Source organism: Aeromonas sp. BIGb0445, from assembly GCF_024809075.1.
In the GTDB taxonomy this organism is placed as follows: domain Bacteria; phylum Pseudomonadota; class Gammaproteobacteria; order Enterobacterales; family Aeromonadaceae; genus Aeromonas; species Aeromonas rivuli.
The window spans coordinates 443,905-461,063 of the sequence record NZ_JANUES010000001.1; the positions used below are offsets into that span (position 1 = coordinate 443,905).

Sequence of the window (17,159 nt, forward strand, 5' to 3'; positions counted from 1 at the left end):
TTAAGCCTGGCCGGCTTATAGTGAACCCACGCATTCAAGACCCGTGAGGTCCGCAGGACGCGGAGTAGCGAGTCACCCGCTGAGTGTGTTTGTCACCTGACAAAGCCTGAACTGTATTTACCGGCCTTATGGCCGGTTTTTTTTATGTCTGCCATTTATGTCTGCAGATGGAAGGGGTGAGGTTTAGAAGCCGCTCTCCCGTAGCAGCACCGAGGCGAGCTGGGTCGCCGCCTCGCCGAGCAGGCTGCGCTCGCTGCCGCTCAGCACCACCTTGCCCCGGGTTTCGCGCAAGCTGGCGGGGGCCTGATTGAGCTGGACGCGCACCAGGAACAGGGTCTGAGTGGGCACCAGATCCTGTCCCTGATTGTTGGTGGCGATGGGGCCGCCGAAGTGGGAGCTGAGCATGGGATACTTGATCTTGCCAGCCCGGGTGGGGGCTATGTCGACCAGGGTGCCCAAGAGGGGAGTGGGGACACCGTCCGGGTAGAAGCGCACCGGGCTGCCCAGTTGCAGGCGGGCCACATCGTCGGCGGCCACATACGCATCGAGCTGCCAGTGGTCGGGATCGATCAGTATGCCGACCGCCTGCTCGCTGTTGAGCCACTGGCCCGGCTGCCATTGGGGATCCACATCCAGCCAGAGGCCATCGAAGGGCGCCTGCAACTTGAGCCGGGCAATTTCGGCGCGGGTGGCACTCGCCTCCCGGTATTGCACCCGCAGCCGCTCTTTCGTCGCCGTCTGCTCATTGAGTCCCAGGGGATCATCCACCATGCCCCCCAGGCGAGCGCCGTAGCTCTGTATGCTCTGCTCATTGCTTTGCACCTTCCAGGCCAGATCAGGATCCACCAGTTGCAGCAGCGGCTCCCCCGCCTTGACCGGGCCTGTGGGTCGCAGGGCGTCCAGCTGGGCGGGGAAAGGGGTAAATACCGGCAGCTGCCGCTCGGCACGGGCCACGCCGCTGCCCTTGATCTCGCTGTGCCAGGGCAGGGCCAGCAGGGTGAACAGGGTGATCAGGATAAGGCCGAGCCAGAGCCGACGAGGCCGGGCGACCTTGGCCCGCTCCTGCCACCAATGCTTGATCTCCCGCCAGACGGGCAGGAGGATGAACCAGCTGATTTCGACGCAGAACAAGAGGATCCCGAGCAGCTTGAAGAAGAGTAAATAGACGGCGACGGCGATACCGAGGAAGAGCACCAGTCGATAGAGCCAGGTCACCATGGCGAAGGTGATCAGAAGGCGGCGTTTGGATGCGGGGAAGGGCTCGGGCCAGGGTTCCATCAGGCCGAGCAGACGGCGGCGCATGGCGACCCGGGCCAGGGCCGAGGCCCGTTCATGCAGGTTCGGGAAGTTGAGCAGATCCGAGAGGATGAAATAGCCATCGAAGCGCATGAAGGGACTGGCGTTGAGGGCGAGGGACAGTATCCAGCTGGTGGTGGCGAGATAGAGCAGGCCGTTGCGCAGCGCCCCGTCTGCGCACAGGGCCCAGCCCAGGGTGGCGAGCCCGGCAAGGGCCAGCTCGGTCAGTATGCCGGCACTGGCGATGGCGAGTCGCTGACGGGAGTGCGCCAGCTTCCAGCTCTCGCTGGTATCGGTATAGAGCATGGGCCAGAGCACCACGAAGGCTATTCCCATGTGGGCAACCCTGACCCCCTGGCGCGTCGCCACCAGGGCGTGGCCCATCTCATGGAGCGTCTTGGCCAGGGCCAGCGCCAGGGCGAAGCTCAGCAGCCCATCGAGGGAGAACGACTCCACCACCGCATGGCTGAACTGATCCCACTGCTGCAATACCAGCAGTATGCCAAGCAGACTGGCGCCCACTACCAGCCAGCCGGTGAGGGGGTGGAACAGCCAGCCGAGCCGGCTAGCCAGCGCTTGCAGCCGGGCCTGGGGGCGCAGCAGCGGCACCCGGAAGAAGAGGTAGTGGTGCAGCCACCAGCGGCCGGTGAGCCAGGCTTTGCCCTCGCTCGCCAGGCGCAGTCGCTCCACGGCTTGGGGGCTGGGGCGCAGCAGCTGGTGGCGCTCTAGGAACTGGCAAAAACCCAATATCTGTTCCACCTCGGGGTGCAGGGCCGTCTCGGCGGCGATGGCCTGCTGCAAGCGGCGGGGGGTCTGTCCGGCCCAGCGAACCAGGCATTCGAACTCAAACCAGCCGATACGGTAGAAGCGATTGACGACCTTGTCCTGGATCAGCCAGGCCGGTTCCCCATCCGGGTTGCGGCCGGTTGGACAGAGCTGCAGATCGTCACGCAGGGCTGGCAGGGGGAAGTCGGCGGGATCCAGCATCAGAGCCCGCTCCAGGCCCGCAGGGCGGCCAGGGGGCGGCGCAGCAGATAGTAGCCGAGCAGCACGCGCTCGCCATAGAGCTTGGCGGTGCCGTGCAGACCAAGCCGGGCGTGGGCGGGGGCCTCCTCTATGCTGGCCAGCAGGCGATAGGCAACCACCCCTTCGGCGTTGGTCTGCGCCTGATAGCTGGTCTCCAGTATCTTGCCGCGCAGGGGTTGCAAGGGGTAAGCCGTGAGGAAGAGCGCCACCTCGGCGCCGGGCTCAAGGGCGATGGCATCGGCCACCGGCAGCTGGATGCGCATGGCGGGGCGGGCGGGATCTGCCAACTGCATGATGCGCTCCCCGGTCACCACCGGCTTGCCGAGCCAGTCATTGGCATCGCTGAACACGGCGACCCCGGCGGCGGGGGCCACGACCTGGCTGCGACCGAGCTGCAACTGGACGCCGTTGAGCTCGGCCCGCTTCTGCTGGGCGCGGCCGCTGAGCAGGGTCAGCTCGCGCCGACTCTGGGGATTGTCGAAGGCGCGCTGGCTGGCGGCAAGCAGCTCGGCGTCGGCGACGGCGACCTCCTGGGTCAGCACCTCGGCGCGGTTGCGAAGGGTGGTCTCATCGAGTCGAAACAGCGGCGTACCGGCACTGACTGCCTGATTGGGACGCACCGCCACCTCGGCGATGACCCCCGCCAGCGGGCTGCTGATCACCTGACTCTGGCGCGACACTATCTCGGCCGGTGCCAGGGCGCTCTGTCTCACCGGGATGAGCAGCATGAGCCCGGCCACCAGGGCCAGCAGCAGCAGTTGGCGTCGACTCGGGCGCCAACCCAGCAGGCGTGGCTTGTGAGTCAGGCTATGCCAGCAGTAGGCCCAGGTTTGCCAGACCCCCTGCATCAGGGTCAGCAGGGCTTCGGGCGGCTCAGCCTCGAGCAGCAGACAGACCAGGCCGAGCCTGGTCCCCTCTGTCTGCTGGATGGGGATGCACAAGACGCCGTCCGGCCACCATTCACTCCAGCCATCGGCCAGCGATTCGGGCAGGTCGAGCGCCTCCCTCGCCAGCCAGCGCGGTGCGCTGTCGACCAGCTGCTCATTGATCCAGCGGCTCGCCTGCTCCAGCCAGATAAGGTAGGGCGAGTCCTCGCTCGGGCGGGCCAAACCCGAGACGCAGAGCAGCTCCTGGGCCTGACCGTGGTGGGCGAAGACCAGGGCCTGATGGAAGGGCAACAACTGATAGAGGTCGTTGGCCATGGAGAAGGCGAGGGCGTTGAGACTGGTCGCCGCCATGGCCCTGTCCCGCAGTGCGGTCAGGGCCAGCAGCAGCTGGGGAGAGGGGAGGCGTTCCGTCATTGGGTCAGGCGGGCGACGCCACTCATGCCGGCGACCAGCTCGGGATAGGATGCCTCCAATTTGGCCTCCAGCTCGACGGTCTGGGCCACGGCATCGACCCTGGCATTGATCCGGCTCACCTTGGCCGGGTAGGCTTTGCCCGTCTCGAGCACGCTGACCTCGAGGGATTGGCCCTCCTTGAGGGTGGGTAGCAGGCGGGAGGGCACGTTGAGCCTTACCTTGAGCGGACCATCACTGACCAGGTCGAACAGCGGGGTGCCGGCACTCATGGTTTGATAGGGCTTGGCCTGTACCTGGGCGATGCGGCCAGCAAAGGGCGCCTTGACGTCGCAATAGCTGCTGCGGGTACGGGCCAGGGCATCGGCCCCCTCGGCCCGCTGCACCCCGGTGGCGGCGATGGCGACTTCGAGATCGCCCACCGCATCAAGCTTGCGCAGGCTCTTCTTTGCACTGAGATCCTGGCGAGCCATCTGCAATTCGGCGCGGGCGACCCTGACCTGCGCCTCTCCCTCCCGGCAGTCGAAACGGGCCAGGGTGGCCCCCTTCTTCACCGTTTGGCCGAGCCGCCCCTGGAGTTCGCCCAGGGTGCCGCTCATCTGGCTGGAGAGGGTGGCCTCCAGCTCGGCGGCGAGCAGGATGCGGATCGCATTGGGATCATCCTGGGCCGCGCCCAGGTTGAGGGGCGGTGTTGTGGCCGGGGTGGGACTCTCGGCCTGGGCCGTCAGGGGCAGCATGAACGCCAACCACAGCCAGGGCCCGAATGGGCGCCCGGGCTTAGCGTGCAAGGGCATAGGGAACTCCTCTATTGGTACCAATCAGTTCCTGGCTTGCCTGGCGCTTCATGGTCACTTCGATGGCATGAGACAGGGTCTTGATGTCGTTCTGGGCGATCTCGTCCGGTTGCACATCCAGGCCGACCGAGTTGTAGAGACGGCCCCAGGCAGCCTGGGCTTGGGAGTAGGCGGCCTCGCGCTGATAGCGTGACAGCAGGTAACGCCCCTCGGCCCGGATCACCTCGAGTTCGGAACCCTGACGGCTGGTACTGGCGGCCTGGGCATAGCTGAGCAGGCTCTCATCGACCCGCAGGCTCTCGTCGGCGAAGGCGACCTCCTGGGAGGCCAGGTTATAGCGCAGCACCCCGACCCTGACCTGGGTCAGCACCGCCATGGAGAGGGCGACCCGGCGTGCATCATCGGTGGCCTCCTGCGACTCTTCCATGCCCCAGATGGCGGGCAGTTGCAGGAACTTGAGCAGGTTGAGGGAGACCTGTAGCCCCGCCTCGGACCAGTGGTTGTTGTAGAGATATTTGTTTGAGTCGTAGTTGTAACCCCAGTTCAGCCCCACGTTGGGCCACAGCTCCGCCTTGGCGATCTTGATGTCTTGCTGGTTGGCGCGCTTGCGATACCACTCTTCCATGATTTCGGGGCGGTTCTCCAGGGCCATCTGCTCCAGATTATCAACCCGTTGAGTCAGGACCGGCAGACTGGGCTCGGGGTCATCGGCCAGCACCATCTCGCTGCCGGGGGGCAGGGACATGAGGGCGGAGAGCTCGGCGCGGGCGAATTCCAGATCCTGACGACGCTGGTTGAGCAGGGAGACTGAGTCGATCAGTGCTCGTTGGTAAGCCAATGCCTCTTGCCGTGGCATCAACCCCTGGGTTTCGGCCTGACGGGCCGAATCGAGGGCCATCTGGGTGCGGGTCATCAGCTTGTCGACCTGAGGCAGCAACCGCTGGGCGCCGAGGGCGCGCCAGTAGGCACTGCGCACATCCTGCAGCACGTTCTGGGAGACCTTGCGACGACGCTCTTCGGCCATCATCACCTGATCCCCCTTCTGCTGACTGCGGTAGTAGGCCACGCCAAAATCGAGCAGGCTCCAGCTCAGCCCCAAACCACTCAGGTCGCGGTAGCGCTCCTGAGAGGTTGAGGCCCGCAGACTCTCTTCCCCGTCCTCGATGCCGATCGAGGTGCCGCCGGACTCATTGCTGCGGCTGGCGTAACCGGCCGAGGCGACCACTCGGGGCAGCATCTCATAGCTGGAGAGGTCATGGAGATCCGAGGCCAGCGCGCCTTCCATCAGCTTGAGGCGATAGTCCAGGTTGTATTTGAGCGCCCGGGCCGCCGCCTCGTAGAAGGTGATGGGATGAGTGACAGGTTCTTGCTGGCCATACATGAGTTTTCGGTCCAGGCGGATCCTGTCTTGTTTATCCTGCTGGGTATAAACCTCCGGCGGCAGGGCGCTACAAGCGCCCAGCAGCAGGGTGGAGGCGAGGGTAAGTGGTCGAAGAGCGTGTCTTGGCATCATCTGTCCTTAGAATCAAACGCCTGAATTGGTCACAAAGGGCTGATTGTCCCCTTTGGGCTGGGCGGAACGCCCGGCGGCTTCTTGTAGTTGTTTGGTAAAGCTGTTGGCTTTGGTCGGCCGCTCGCCCTGGGACGAGGGGGCCTTCATGTCTTGTGGCGTCAGGGCAAACACCGATTCGTCACTGAGCAAGCCATCGGCATTGAGATCGACCCGGCCATGGCGGCCGAGGAAGCTGGCCAGATCCAGCTCCTGTGCCATGGCGCTCTCCTGCACGCTCAGCCCGACGAAGGTGCCTTCTATCTGGCCAAGGCCCTGGCCGATGCTCTGGCTGCGGATCTCGGGGGGCATGCCGAAGAACAGCTGGCTGCCGTCGGAGCGATCGCCGCTGGCATCGAGCCCCAGTCCGACCCGTTGCACCACTGGGGTGACGAAGATGGCTGGCGTGATATCGGGTAGCCCCGTCTGCCGATCATTGTCTATCTCCCTGTCGAGCCGATGGGGGCCAACCCCTCCTTTTTCGGGAGGCGGCACGTAGGGCGCGGAGATGTCCAGATGGATCACCAGCTGGGCCAGGTCGGTGGCATCGCTGCCATCAATCAGGGTGTAAGTGAACACATCCTGCAGCACCTGTCCCAAACCTGCGGCGGCCAGCACCTCCCTGTTGGTCAGGTCAATGGTGTAGCTGTAACTGCCATCCCCATTGAGGGTGAGCCAGCCGTAGCGACCGGCCAGGGGTTGGCCGAGTTGACCTGCCTGGCCACTGCCGCTCTCGGTGCCACTGCGCACCCCTGTGACCCGCAGGGGATCATTGGCATCGACATCGCTGTCGTTGGGCAGCACATTGCCGGAGGTATGAGGGGGTTGAACCTGATCATTGGCGAGCGAGCTGTCATCCTGGGCGACGGGATTGTCATTGGCACCCTGGATGACGACGGTCAGCCGCGCTTCCGAGAAGGCCCCTGCCTGGTCACGCATCCGGTAGCTGAACACTTCGGTGAGGGTCTGGTTGGCCGAGCGCAGCGCCTCTACCTCGGGATTGTCATTGTCGACCAGATACTGATAGCTGCCGTCGCTATTGAGGATCAGCTGACCATAGCGCCCCTGCAGAGTCTGGCCCGCATTGACGCTGACACCGGCGGCGCTGGTGACGGTGAGCACCGCTTTGGTTTCTCCATTGGCCTGGCTGTCCACATCGGTATCGTTATCCAGCACATTGCCAGCGGGATCCAGACCGGCGCCTGTGTTGTGAACGCCACCGGTTTCAATGGCGGTGGTGGTGTCATCGACGGCGATGGGGGTGTCGTTGCTGCCGCGAATGGTCAGGGTCAGAGTGCTGGCGCTGCCTACCCCCCAGATATCTACAATCTGATAGCTGAAGACCTCGACCAGGGTCTGATTGGGGCCGCGCAGAGCCTGCACCTCGGCCAGGCTGTTATCCAGGCTGTAGTGCCAGCTGCCATCGGCATTCATCACCAGATCCCCATAGCGGCCATGCAATACGGTGCCGAGACTTGCCCCCTGGCCACTGCTGTTCTGGACCCCGGTCACCGTCAGGGCATCCCCTTCCAGATCGGTATCGTTGCCAAGCACGTTGCCACTGGGATCAAGACCCGGCTGGCCGTTATTGAGCCCACCTGCCTCTATCACCTGAGCCTGATCCGGGTTGGCGACGGGGGCATCGTTGCGTCCCCGTATGATGATGCTGAGCTGGGCCAGGTCGACGCCGCCAGCGAGATCCTGTGCCTGATAGGTGAAGTTGTCTCTCAGGGTCTGCAGGGGGGCCAGGCCTTGCACATCGCCATTGTTGATATCCAGCACATATTGGTAGTTGCCGTCGAGGTAGAGCGTCAGGGTACCGTACTGGCCGGTCAAGACCAGAGGGGAGCCTTGAGTGACGGGGGCCAGGCTGCCACCGGCCTGCTCTTCACCGGTGCGGCCTGCCGTCAGGGTCAGGCTGTCCCCCTGATCGACATCTCTGTCATTGGTAAGCAGATTGCCACTGGGGTTGCTGACATTGCCTGCGCCATTGTCGGCCACGGCGATACCGATATTGTTCTGGGCCAGGGGGGCATCGTTGGCCCCTTCGATGCGGATGGTCAGATTGGCCGCGCTGGTGACACCACTGGCATCGCCCATGCTGTAGCTGAAACGGTCTATCAGGATATCGGTGCTGGTACGCAGGGCTTGCACCGCCGCCAGGCTGTTGTCGATCACATAGGTGTAGCTGCCGTTGGCGTTGAGGGTGAGCCAGCCATAGGTGCCTCTGAGCTGGTTGCCCAGCGTTCCCGTGGTGCCCGCGCCCGTGGTGGTACCGGTACGTACTGTATTGACAGTTTTCGTCTCGCTGCCATTGGCCGAATCGGGGTCAGTGTCGTTGCTCAGTACATTGCCGGTGGCATTGCTGCCTGGGGTGGTGTTGTTGACGCCCCCCGCCTCGACGGCTGTGCCGGTATCATTGACTGCTACCGGTGTGTCGTTTCGGCCCTGAATGGTGATGGTCAGAGTCGACGCGCTGACCAAGCCAGCCAGATCCCTCATCTGATAGTCGAATACCTCGCTGAGCGTCTCCCCTGGCCGCAGCTTTTGCACATCGGCATTGCTGTTGTCGAGTACATAGCTGTAACTGCCATCCGCGTTGAGGGTAAGGGTGCCATAGAGCCCGTTGAGGGCCGTGCCGGGGGCGGCGTTGTTGCCAGTGAAACTGACGCCGGTGACGGTGGGTTGCTCACCGTAGCGATCCGGATCCGTGTCGTTGCTGAGCACATTGCCGGTTGGGTTGCTACCTGCGGTACCATTGTTGAGGCCACCGGCCTCGATGGCGGTGCCTGCATCGGCGACGGCAGTGGGGGCATCATTGGCCCCCTGAATGGTGATGGTGATGCTGGCCGAACTGCTGGCGCCATTGGCATCAACCATGGTGTAGCTAAAGCCGTCACTCAGGGTATTGCCCGACAGGCGCAGGGCCTGCACCGTCGCCAGGCTGTTATCGACCTCATAGGTGTAGTTGCCATCACTGTTGAGGGTGAGCCAGCCGTAGGTGCCCCTGAGCGGACTGCCCAGGGTGCCCGCGGTGCCACTGCCGGTGCTCACTGTCGTGACACTCTGACGCTCATCGATGTTGGCGGACTCGGGGTCGGTGTCGTTGCCCAGCACATTGCCGGTGGCATTGCTGCCCAGGGTGACGTTATTGACACCTCCCGCCTCGACGGCTGTGCCGGTATCATTGACGGCTACCGGGCTGTCATTACGCCCTTCAATGGTGATGGTCAGGGTCGAGGCGCTGATCTGGCCGCCCAGATCCGTTATCTGGTAGTCGAACAGTTCGGTGAGGGTTTCCCCTGGCAGCAGCTTTTGTACGTCGGCATTGTTGTTGTCGAGCACATAGCGATAACTGCCATCCGCGTTGAGGGTGAGGGTGCCATAGAGCCCGTTGAGGGCTGTGCCGGGGGCGACATTGCTGGCACCGAAGCTGGCGCCGGTCACGGTGAGCTGCTCGCCATTGAGATCCGGATCCGTGTCGTTGCCGAGCACATTGCCGACTGGATTGCTGCCAGCGATGCCGTTGTTGAGGCCGCCCGCCTCGATGGCGGTGCCTGCATCGGCGATGGCGGTGGGGGCATCGTTGGCCCCCTGAAGGGTGATGGTGATGTTGGCCTGGCTGGTGGCGCCTGCGGCATCGATCAAGGTATAGGTAAAGCTGTCTGTCAGGGTATTGCCCAACAGGCGCAGAGCCTGCACCGCCGCCAGGCTGTTATCTATCTCATAGTCATAACTGCCGTTGGCATTGAGGGTGAGCCAGCCATAGGCGCCCTTGAGCGGGTTGCCCAGGGTGCCAGCGGTGCCCGTGCCGCTGGTGGTACCGGTGCGCACCGCGCTGACGGCTTGGGTCTCGTTGAGGTTGCTTGCATCCGGGTCTGTGTCATTGACGAGCACATTGCCGCTGGCATCGCTGCCCGGCGTGGCGTTGTTGATCCCTCCCGCCTCGACGGCCGACCCCGTATCATCCACCGCCATGGGGGCATCGTTGGTGCCATTGATGGTGATGACCAGGGCGGCGATATCATTGAGGTTGCCACGATCCGTGGCTCTGTAGCTGAAGGTCTCGGTGAGGGTGTCTCCTGCCCGCAGTGCCTGGACGGTGGCATTGCTGTTGTCAATCACGTAGCGATAGCTGCCATCGGCACCCAGGGTCAGGGTGCCGTACAGACCGATGATCACGGCGCCATTGGCGCTGGTGCTGCCTGCTGGCACGTCGGTTATCTGGCTGAGATTGGTGTCCGGCCCCAGAGCCACCTTGCTGACGTGGCTGCTGTCCCCGCTATCGATGTCGCTGTCGTTGCCCAGCACATTGCCGGTGGCATTGGTGCCTGCCTGGCCGACTCCCTGCTCGGTGGCACTGCCGATGTCATCGCTGGCCACAGGGGCATCGTTGGCCCCCTGGATGGTGATGATGAGACTGGCCTGGCTGCTGGCACCGTCGATATCCAGCAGTTGATAATCGAACTGCTCGGTCAGGGTGTCGCCACTGAGCCGCAGGGCCTCCACCTCTGGATTGCTGTTGTCGACCACATAACGGTAACCGCCCCCGGTCAACAGATAGAGGGTGCCGTATTTGCCCTCAACAGTGACGGGATTATCGACCGAGTTTGGGGTGGCACTGTTGCCGGTGGCCACACTGGCAACCAGTCCCAGGTGCAAGATGTCGCCATTGGTGGCGATATCCACATCGGTGTCATTGCTGATCAGGTTTCCCTGAGGGTCATTGCCAGGCACTGTGTTGGCCGTACCACCGGCCTCGATGGCGGTGGCGCTGTCGTTGTTGGCAACGGGGGTGTCATTGACCGGATTGATGGTGATGAGGATGCTGGTGGTGGCAGTCAGGGCATCCTCGGCGTTGCCGGGAGTGCCGTCACCATCGAGCTTGTCACCAAACTGGCCATTGTCATTGACCAGGACAGAGAGGGTATCAGTGCCGTTGAAATCCTGATTGCCACGGTAGTTGAGGGTCAGCAGGGCGGCATTGAGGGCGGCCAAATTGCCGGTCAGCACCAGCTGGGCGCCGCCATTATTGGTGACGACATTCAGGCCAGTCGCACTGCCCAGAGAAAGCACCCCATGACCCACTGTCAGGGTGAGGGTCAGGGCGCCGCTGCCCGCATCTATGTCGGCGACCGAGAGGCCAACCAGCGCCAGGTCGAGATCCTCATCCACGCTCTGGGCAGGGGTGGTGTTGCCCAGGGTGGGGGCATCGTTGAGTTCCACATAACCGATATTGGCCCCATCTTCATACTGGCCAGTGTTTATCCCTGATTCGGTGAGCGCTATGCCAACCTGACCCAGGTCGCCACCATCGCTGTCGATGCGGACCTGCAAGGTGCCCGCGCTGGCATCGGTGATGGTGGTGCCAGCCGGTCCGTCGAGGCGATAGACGCCCGAAGGCAGTATGCCGAATGAGAAGTGGCCGCTGCCATCCGTAGTGGTGACAAAGCTCTGGTTATCACCAGTGGTGGTCAAGTCGTTATCCAAGCCGCCCCAGACCAGGGTCACCGTCTGATTGGCAAGCCCCGGGCCATCGGGGCTGGTGCTGGCGGTGGCGCTGGCAGTGTCATTCCAGAGGGTGCCGCTGATGATCCCGAGCCCGGCTGCGCTGGTGAGCACGTAGTTGTTGAGGGTATTGCCCTGACCATCCTGGCCGGTACGCTCGCCGCCGGCGGTACCGTCAACGCCAACGTTGTCGCCACCCCAGGTTGTGAAGCTGTCCGGCAGGCTGGACCAGCTCAGGCTGGCATCGGTGCCGGCAATGGTCGCGCCGTTTGGCAAGTCGACCTGATAGACCAGGGTCACCTTGGCCCCTGCATCCAACTGAGAGAAGTCGACGGCAAAACTGCCCCCTTGGGTGACACTGATGATGACGCCGGGTGGCAGACCAAAGTTGTTGCCGCTGTCGCTGCTGTCATAGGTATACGTTGTACCGCCCAGCTCTATGATCAGGCTGTTGAGGGCATAGTTGCTGCCACCGGGGAAACCATCGGTCAGGCGAGGCTCGAAGGCGGTCATGCCCCCATTCTGCTCGAAGCTTATCTGCACCACGGCGCTGCCGGTATTGCCTGCCGGGTTGGGGTTAAAGGCGATCACCTCTTTGTCGAGGTTGGCAAAACCAGGCTCAATGATGTCCTGATAGACCACTTGGCTGATACCGCGCTGCACCAGGTTGTCGGGATCGACACCAATATAATCCTTGGCGCTGACCTCAAGCTGGGTACCAGCCTGGTTGCCCAGGCTGTTATCGACCCGCACGTTGAACTCGATGGCGATCCCTTCCTGATCGAGATCGGCATCGAGGTTACTGATGTCGCCCAACCGGAAGATAATGGTCTGGTTGCCATCGGCATCGGTCACTATCTCTATCTGGCCAGCGGCCAGCAGCCCGGTTAACTCGTTGGCCAGGGTGGAGGAGATGGCCTGGGCGGCGCTGCTGGTCTCGTCGCCAGTGACATCGGCACCCGTGATGGCGGTGCCGCTCAAGCTGCTGGTCAGACCGCCATTGGAGATGAGGGCGAGGCGCACCTGATCCTTGTCGATGAAGCTGAGCCCCTTGGGCAGGCTTATCCGCAATTCATAGTTGTCATTCTCCCCTTGCGGGAGCAGGGCCACCACCTTGTAGCGGATGATCTCGCCGACCGTGACCTGTTCATGGCTGGCATTGGTGGCACCACCGCCGGTTTCGGTGACACCACCCACCCGGGAGATAAAGATGCCGCTGGCGATGGGGATCAGCCCCTGGCTGACGGCTCGATAGTCATTGAGCACGTCACTACCCGGTACACCATCGGCGCCGGTGCGCTCACCGGCGGGGTCGGCGCTGGTGCCGACACTGCCATCGAGGCTGGTCCATTGGACTTCGACCTGGTTGGGAAGCTGGGCCAAGTTGGTGGCGCTGGCATTGACTACCCCGCTGATCACCAGGGTCAGTTGCTTGCCCACGGCGATATCGAGATTGGCATTGGCCTTGGTCTGCAATTGGCCGCCCACTATCTCGAACTGGCTGCTGACATCGACGCCATCATAGATGACCGAGTCCAGGCTGTAGTTGCTGAGCTGGCTGGGCAGCAGATCGCTCAAGCGGATGTCGAAGGCATCCAGAGGCCCATTGTTGCTGATCACTATCTTGACACTGACGTCATCCCCTTGCTGGAAGCCATAGGGCGGCGGCGTGATCAGCAGGTCCTGGCTGACGGTGAGCTTGGGCTCCTGAATAATGGCATTGGGGGCCGGGGTCGCAGTGATGTCTCGCACCAGTGCCGCACCACCGGCTAGGTCGCCATCGGGATCCTGATAGTGCAGGACGGCGCCATTGCTGAGGGTGGTGCCGTCCTGATTGCTGAGCACGTTATCGGCGATGAGCCTGACCCTGATGGTGAAGCTGTTGTTCCCTGCGTTGTCATCGGCATTGGCGCCGCTGACACTGAAGCTGAAACGGGCATCGACACCGTTGCTGCCGATAGTCCCCCCTATTCCACTGAGGAGAGGGTCACTGACCGAGCCGCCAAATCCGGTGAGGATCAGGTCATAACCCTTGCCGCCGTTGTAGCTGGTATCGAGCTTGAAGCCGGGCGGAATGAGGTTGTCAATGTTGAGCTGCTGGGTGCTGCCCTCGGGCAGGGTCACCACTATGTCGTAACCCATGCTCTCGCCAATCACCAGATTGGCGCCCGAGGTATGGCCCGCGCTGGAGGCGTTGCCTGCATTGCCGCCGGTGAAATCGATGCTGATGGTGGGGGCGGCGACTTGCTCGCTTGCCGTCTCCGTCAAGTCGGTGGGGGTGAAGTCATCACCGTTATCAATGCTGGCATAGTTGCTCAGCACAGCGCTGGTCTCCAGGGTGCTGCTGGCATTGATGTTGTCGGCAACCGTCACATCGTAAGTGATGATCACCAGGTTGCTGCCAGCCAGGTCGGCAGCGGTGCCATCGCGTCCTGCCAGCAAGGTGGCTTGCCCCCCCGCATCGAGGAAGCTGATGGTGTTGCCGTTCACCTGATAATCGGTACCCAGTACAAGCAGGCTGCCATCTCCACGGTAGATCTTCAGATTGGCATCGGCCAGGGTGCCATTCAGGAAGGAGAGGCCGGCGGGCAGATTGATGCTGGTGACGACATCGAAGGCGCCGCCACCACCGCGGTTTTCAATGGCGGTCGCCAGGCGCAGGGCATCACCGCCATCTATGCCACTGACATTGCCATTCACCGCATTGATATCGGTGACTGTGCCAGTGAAGGGCATGCCGCCACTGCCCGGTTGATGCCAGCTACCCGTGGTACCGCTCACCGTGCCGTTGTTCGATGAGACGACACCGTGGCCGATGGCGAGATCCGGTTCGGCGATGGAGGTAATGACGGTGACGTCCGAACTGCTGAGCTGGGTCTTGTCGAGGGTGGTCACCTGACTCGACTGGGCCAGCACATCGAGCTCGCGCTGGTCGGCAAAGGGTTGATCGCCAACGGTGAGGGTGAACTGTATTTCGATGCGGGTGCCGTTCAGATCACTGGTGTCATAGCTACCGAAGTCGAAGATGAGCGAGTTGCCCGGCCCATTGGTGACACTGATGATATTGCCCAGGTTGGTGTCACCGCTGCCGAAGTGCCATTGGCCGACGCCGCTGCCTTCGGACCAGTTGATGCCGCTGAGATCGAACAGGGGCAGGGGCAGATAGGCGGTGAGTTTGAACTGTTCATAGTCCCCGGTCACCAGATCGTAACTGAGCTGGAAGGTGACCTCGTCGCCGGGGTGCAGCTCGACGGCGCCTCCGGGATTCGCGCCCCCATTGATATCGACCAGATCGATGACAACCTGGCTGGTGGGGATGCGGGTGGTGGTCTGGGAGCTGTCGGACTCGCTACCGCCGGTCAGGTTGATGCTGCTTTCGACTATGGTGGCGGTGACGCTGGCGCTGTTGCCAATGGCATCCCCCTCATTGATCTCGCTCTGGGGATTACCGGCCGGGGGGGTATAGCGTTGGCTGATCAGGGCGCTGTAGCTCAGCAGCGCCAGGGTGGCACCCTGCTGCTGACTGTCATTCAGGGCAAGATCGCCGGCCAGCCAGCTGATGAGTTGATTGGCATTGGCCAGGGACTGGCCGATGTCGAAGGTGATGCTGGTGGTGCCATCGGCATTGAGGGTGGCAGTGTAGACCAGGGTGATGGTCTCGCCTGTGGCGCTGCCATTGCGAAACAGGGTCAGGGTCGGGACACCGGTCAGGGTCTGACCATCACTCAGGGTGTCGGTGACCACAAACTGACCTTCGCCGAAGGTGGTTTTGCCAAAGGCAAAGTAATCAGACAGTGCCATATTGACCCTGTAATCCAGGGTATCTCCCGGACTGATGCCCGCCTTGCCGCCATCGACGCTCAAGGTGACATCTTTTTGCAGGGTGATGGAGCGGGCAGTGAAGGTCACTGTGTCACCTTGGCCTGCAAAATCGATGCTGGTGGCCGGTGCCGTGACATCCCGGCCATCGAGAGGCACCCACTCACCCTTGCCAGTGGGAGCGTCGATCACTATCTGCACCGCATCGCCGCTGTTGGGGTCTATCACCTGCTCACCATTGGCATCGGTATCGGGCACGTAGAACTTGACCTGCGTGTCGGTCGCCATTGTCAGCGTGCTGTATTCGACCGTGAAGGCGCTGATAAAGAGGCTGTCACTATTGATGGCGGCATCCATCAGGGCCGGGTTGGTGATGACGCGACCATCGGAGAGGGTGATGGAGGTCAGGGTGCCATTGGCACCAGGGATGATGGCAGTCACCTGCATATTAGGCGGCAGAGTCTGGCTGATAACCACATTGCTCAAGGGCTGGCCATCGGCCGGGATGGCGGTCAGGGTCAGGGTATGGTTGAAGTTGGGCCCGGTGGCGGTCTCTCCTTCGCGCATATCAAGGCTCTGCTCGAAGCTGATAACCGTCGGGTTGACCACAAAGGTATGAATGCTGCTCTCGACCAGGCTGGGGTCAGCCTGGGGGTTGTTGAGGGAGTCATTGCCGAACTGGAAGCCACTGCGCGTCCCTATGGTCAGGGCTGGCGAGCCATTGGAGTAGCTGGTATCGGCCAGATTGCTCAGACGCGCCGTGACATCGATGGCGATGTCCGGCTGCCCCTGGCTCAGGCTGCCAAAGGGGATCTCCAGCACTATCATGGTATCCCCGGCCCTGAGCCCGACATCGCTGGCCCTGATGATGAGCGGATTACCATTGTTGTCGACCGCGAGGGGATGAGTCGCGTTGCCCGAGGCATCGAAGGTGACCTGATGGAACTTCAGGGTCTGATCCAGGTAGGTTGCCTTGACGAAACTGATGCCATCGTCGCCATCCTTGCCGGTGCTGGGCAGATAGAGATCCACATAGGGGGCATAGCCTACCTGGCTGGATCCGTTGCTGAGGTTAACGGTGAATTCGAAGCTGTCACCGAGCAGCACATCCGAACTGCCCTGGCTCAGGCTGGTCTCGGGACTGGCATTGGCAAGCAGGCTGTCAAAAGCTTGTACGGCCTCCCGGCTGAGGGCCAGGGGTTGTTCGATGAGGCCGCTACGCACCTCCAGATCCCAATCGCCACCCTTCTCCCTGGCGCCGGTATCATCGCTGGAGGCCGCTACATCGGCGCCGGTCCACTTGGCCAGGGCGCTGACCAAGGCCTGACCCGCATCGCCCGCACCGACTCTGCAACCGTACAGCTGAATATCTGCATCATCGCTCAGATGGCTTTGCCAGCCTTGCAACTGTTGGGAGACGCTGGTCAGGCTATCGGCCGTGAGGGTGCGATCCCCCAGAGTGAACTGTCCGGCGGCGCCGTGGGAGAGGATCTGGATGGCATCGACCTGGCCCAGCTCGGCCAGTTTGGCGCCTATGGCACTCAGGGCGTCGGTGTTGCTGTCGATGACAAGCAGGCTGACGTTGCTGCCGAGGTGCTTGGTCAGCTCGCTGGCCTGCTCGATACGGGCATCGACGACCAGCAACTGGCGGGGTTGGCCGCTTTGATTCGGCTCGGCGTGATCAGGCGCTGTCTGGGATGCGTCCTGATTATCCTGGCTCTGATGGTCAACGGCGACGGCGGCTGCGCCATCGAACAGAATGCGTGGCTCCAGGGCCAGCATCTGTTGATGGGGTCTGAGAATTGCAGATGAAAAGGGCTTGGCCATGGCTATCGCTTCCGTGCGGCAGAGAATGGCTCTAGTTATGTC

The 17,159-nt window shown here is 62.6% G+C and carries 5 protein-coding genes; all 5 read right to left on the reverse strand.

The genetic code is table 11. The annotated features are described in order from the left end of the window. Positions 1–183: 183 nt before the first annotated feature. From M2367_RS02070 to M2367_RS02090, 5 genes are read right to left on the reverse strand one after another with little or no spacing between them, the layout of a single operon-like run. The gene (locus tag M2367_RS02070; protein ID WP_259235624.1) at positions 184–2,283 is read right to left on the reverse strand and encodes an HlyD family efflux transporter periplasmic adaptor subunit; all 2,100 of its coding nucleotides are present in this window, start codon (positions 2,281–2,283) and stop codon (positions 184–186) included. Further along, complete coding sequence (locus M2367_RS02075; protein WP_259235625.1) at positions 2,283–3,623, reverse strand: efflux RND transporter periplasmic adaptor subunit; 1,341 nt, start codon at positions 3,621–3,623, stop codon at positions 2,283–2,285. The genes M2367_RS02070 and M2367_RS02075 overlap by 1 nt, the downstream gene beginning before the upstream one ends. Continuing rightward, positions 3,620–4,414, reverse strand: coding sequence for an efflux RND transporter periplasmic adaptor subunit (locus M2367_RS02080; RefSeq protein WP_259235626.1), 795 nt, complete (start codon positions 4,412–4,414; stop codon positions 3,620–3,622). The genes M2367_RS02075 and M2367_RS02080 overlap by 4 nt, the downstream gene beginning before the upstream one ends. Beyond that, the gene (locus M2367_RS02085) at positions 4,398–5,924 is read right to left on the reverse strand and encodes a TolC family protein (protein WP_259235627.1); all 1,527 of its coding nucleotides are present in this window, start codon (positions 5,922–5,924) and stop codon (positions 4,398–4,400) included. The genes M2367_RS02080 and M2367_RS02085 overlap by 17 nt, the downstream gene beginning before the upstream one ends. A gap of 15 nt (positions 5,925–5,939) precedes the next feature. Then, positions 5,940–17,117 carry a VCBS domain-containing protein gene (locus M2367_RS02090; protein WP_259235628.1) on the reverse strand — a complete coding sequence of 3,726 codons (11,178 nt, stop codon included), beginning with the start codon at positions 17,115–17,117 and terminating at the stop codon, positions 5,940–5,942. Between the last annotated feature and the right edge of the window lie 42 nt (positions 17,118–17,159).

Coding starts and splice junctions, on each gene's coding strand:
- M2367_RS02070 (WP_259235624.1), bottom strand. CDS start 2,283: ATGCTGGATCCCGCCGACTTCCCCCTGCCAGCCCTGCGTGACGATCTG.
- M2367_RS02075 (WP_259235625.1), bottom strand. CDS start 3,623: ATGACGGAACGCCTCCCCTCTCCCCAGCTGCTGCTGGCCCTGACCGCA.
- M2367_RS02080 (WP_259235626.1), bottom strand. CDS start 4,414: ATGCCCTTGCACGCTAAGCCCGGGCGCCCATTCGGGCCCTGGCTGTGG.
- M2367_RS02085 (WP_259235627.1), bottom strand. CDS start 5,924: ATGCCAAGACACGCTCTTCGACCACTTACCCTCGCCTCCACCCTGCTG.
- M2367_RS02090 (WP_259235628.1), bottom strand. CDS start 17,117: ATGGCCAAGCCCTTTTCATCTGCAATTCTCAGACCCCATCAACAGATG.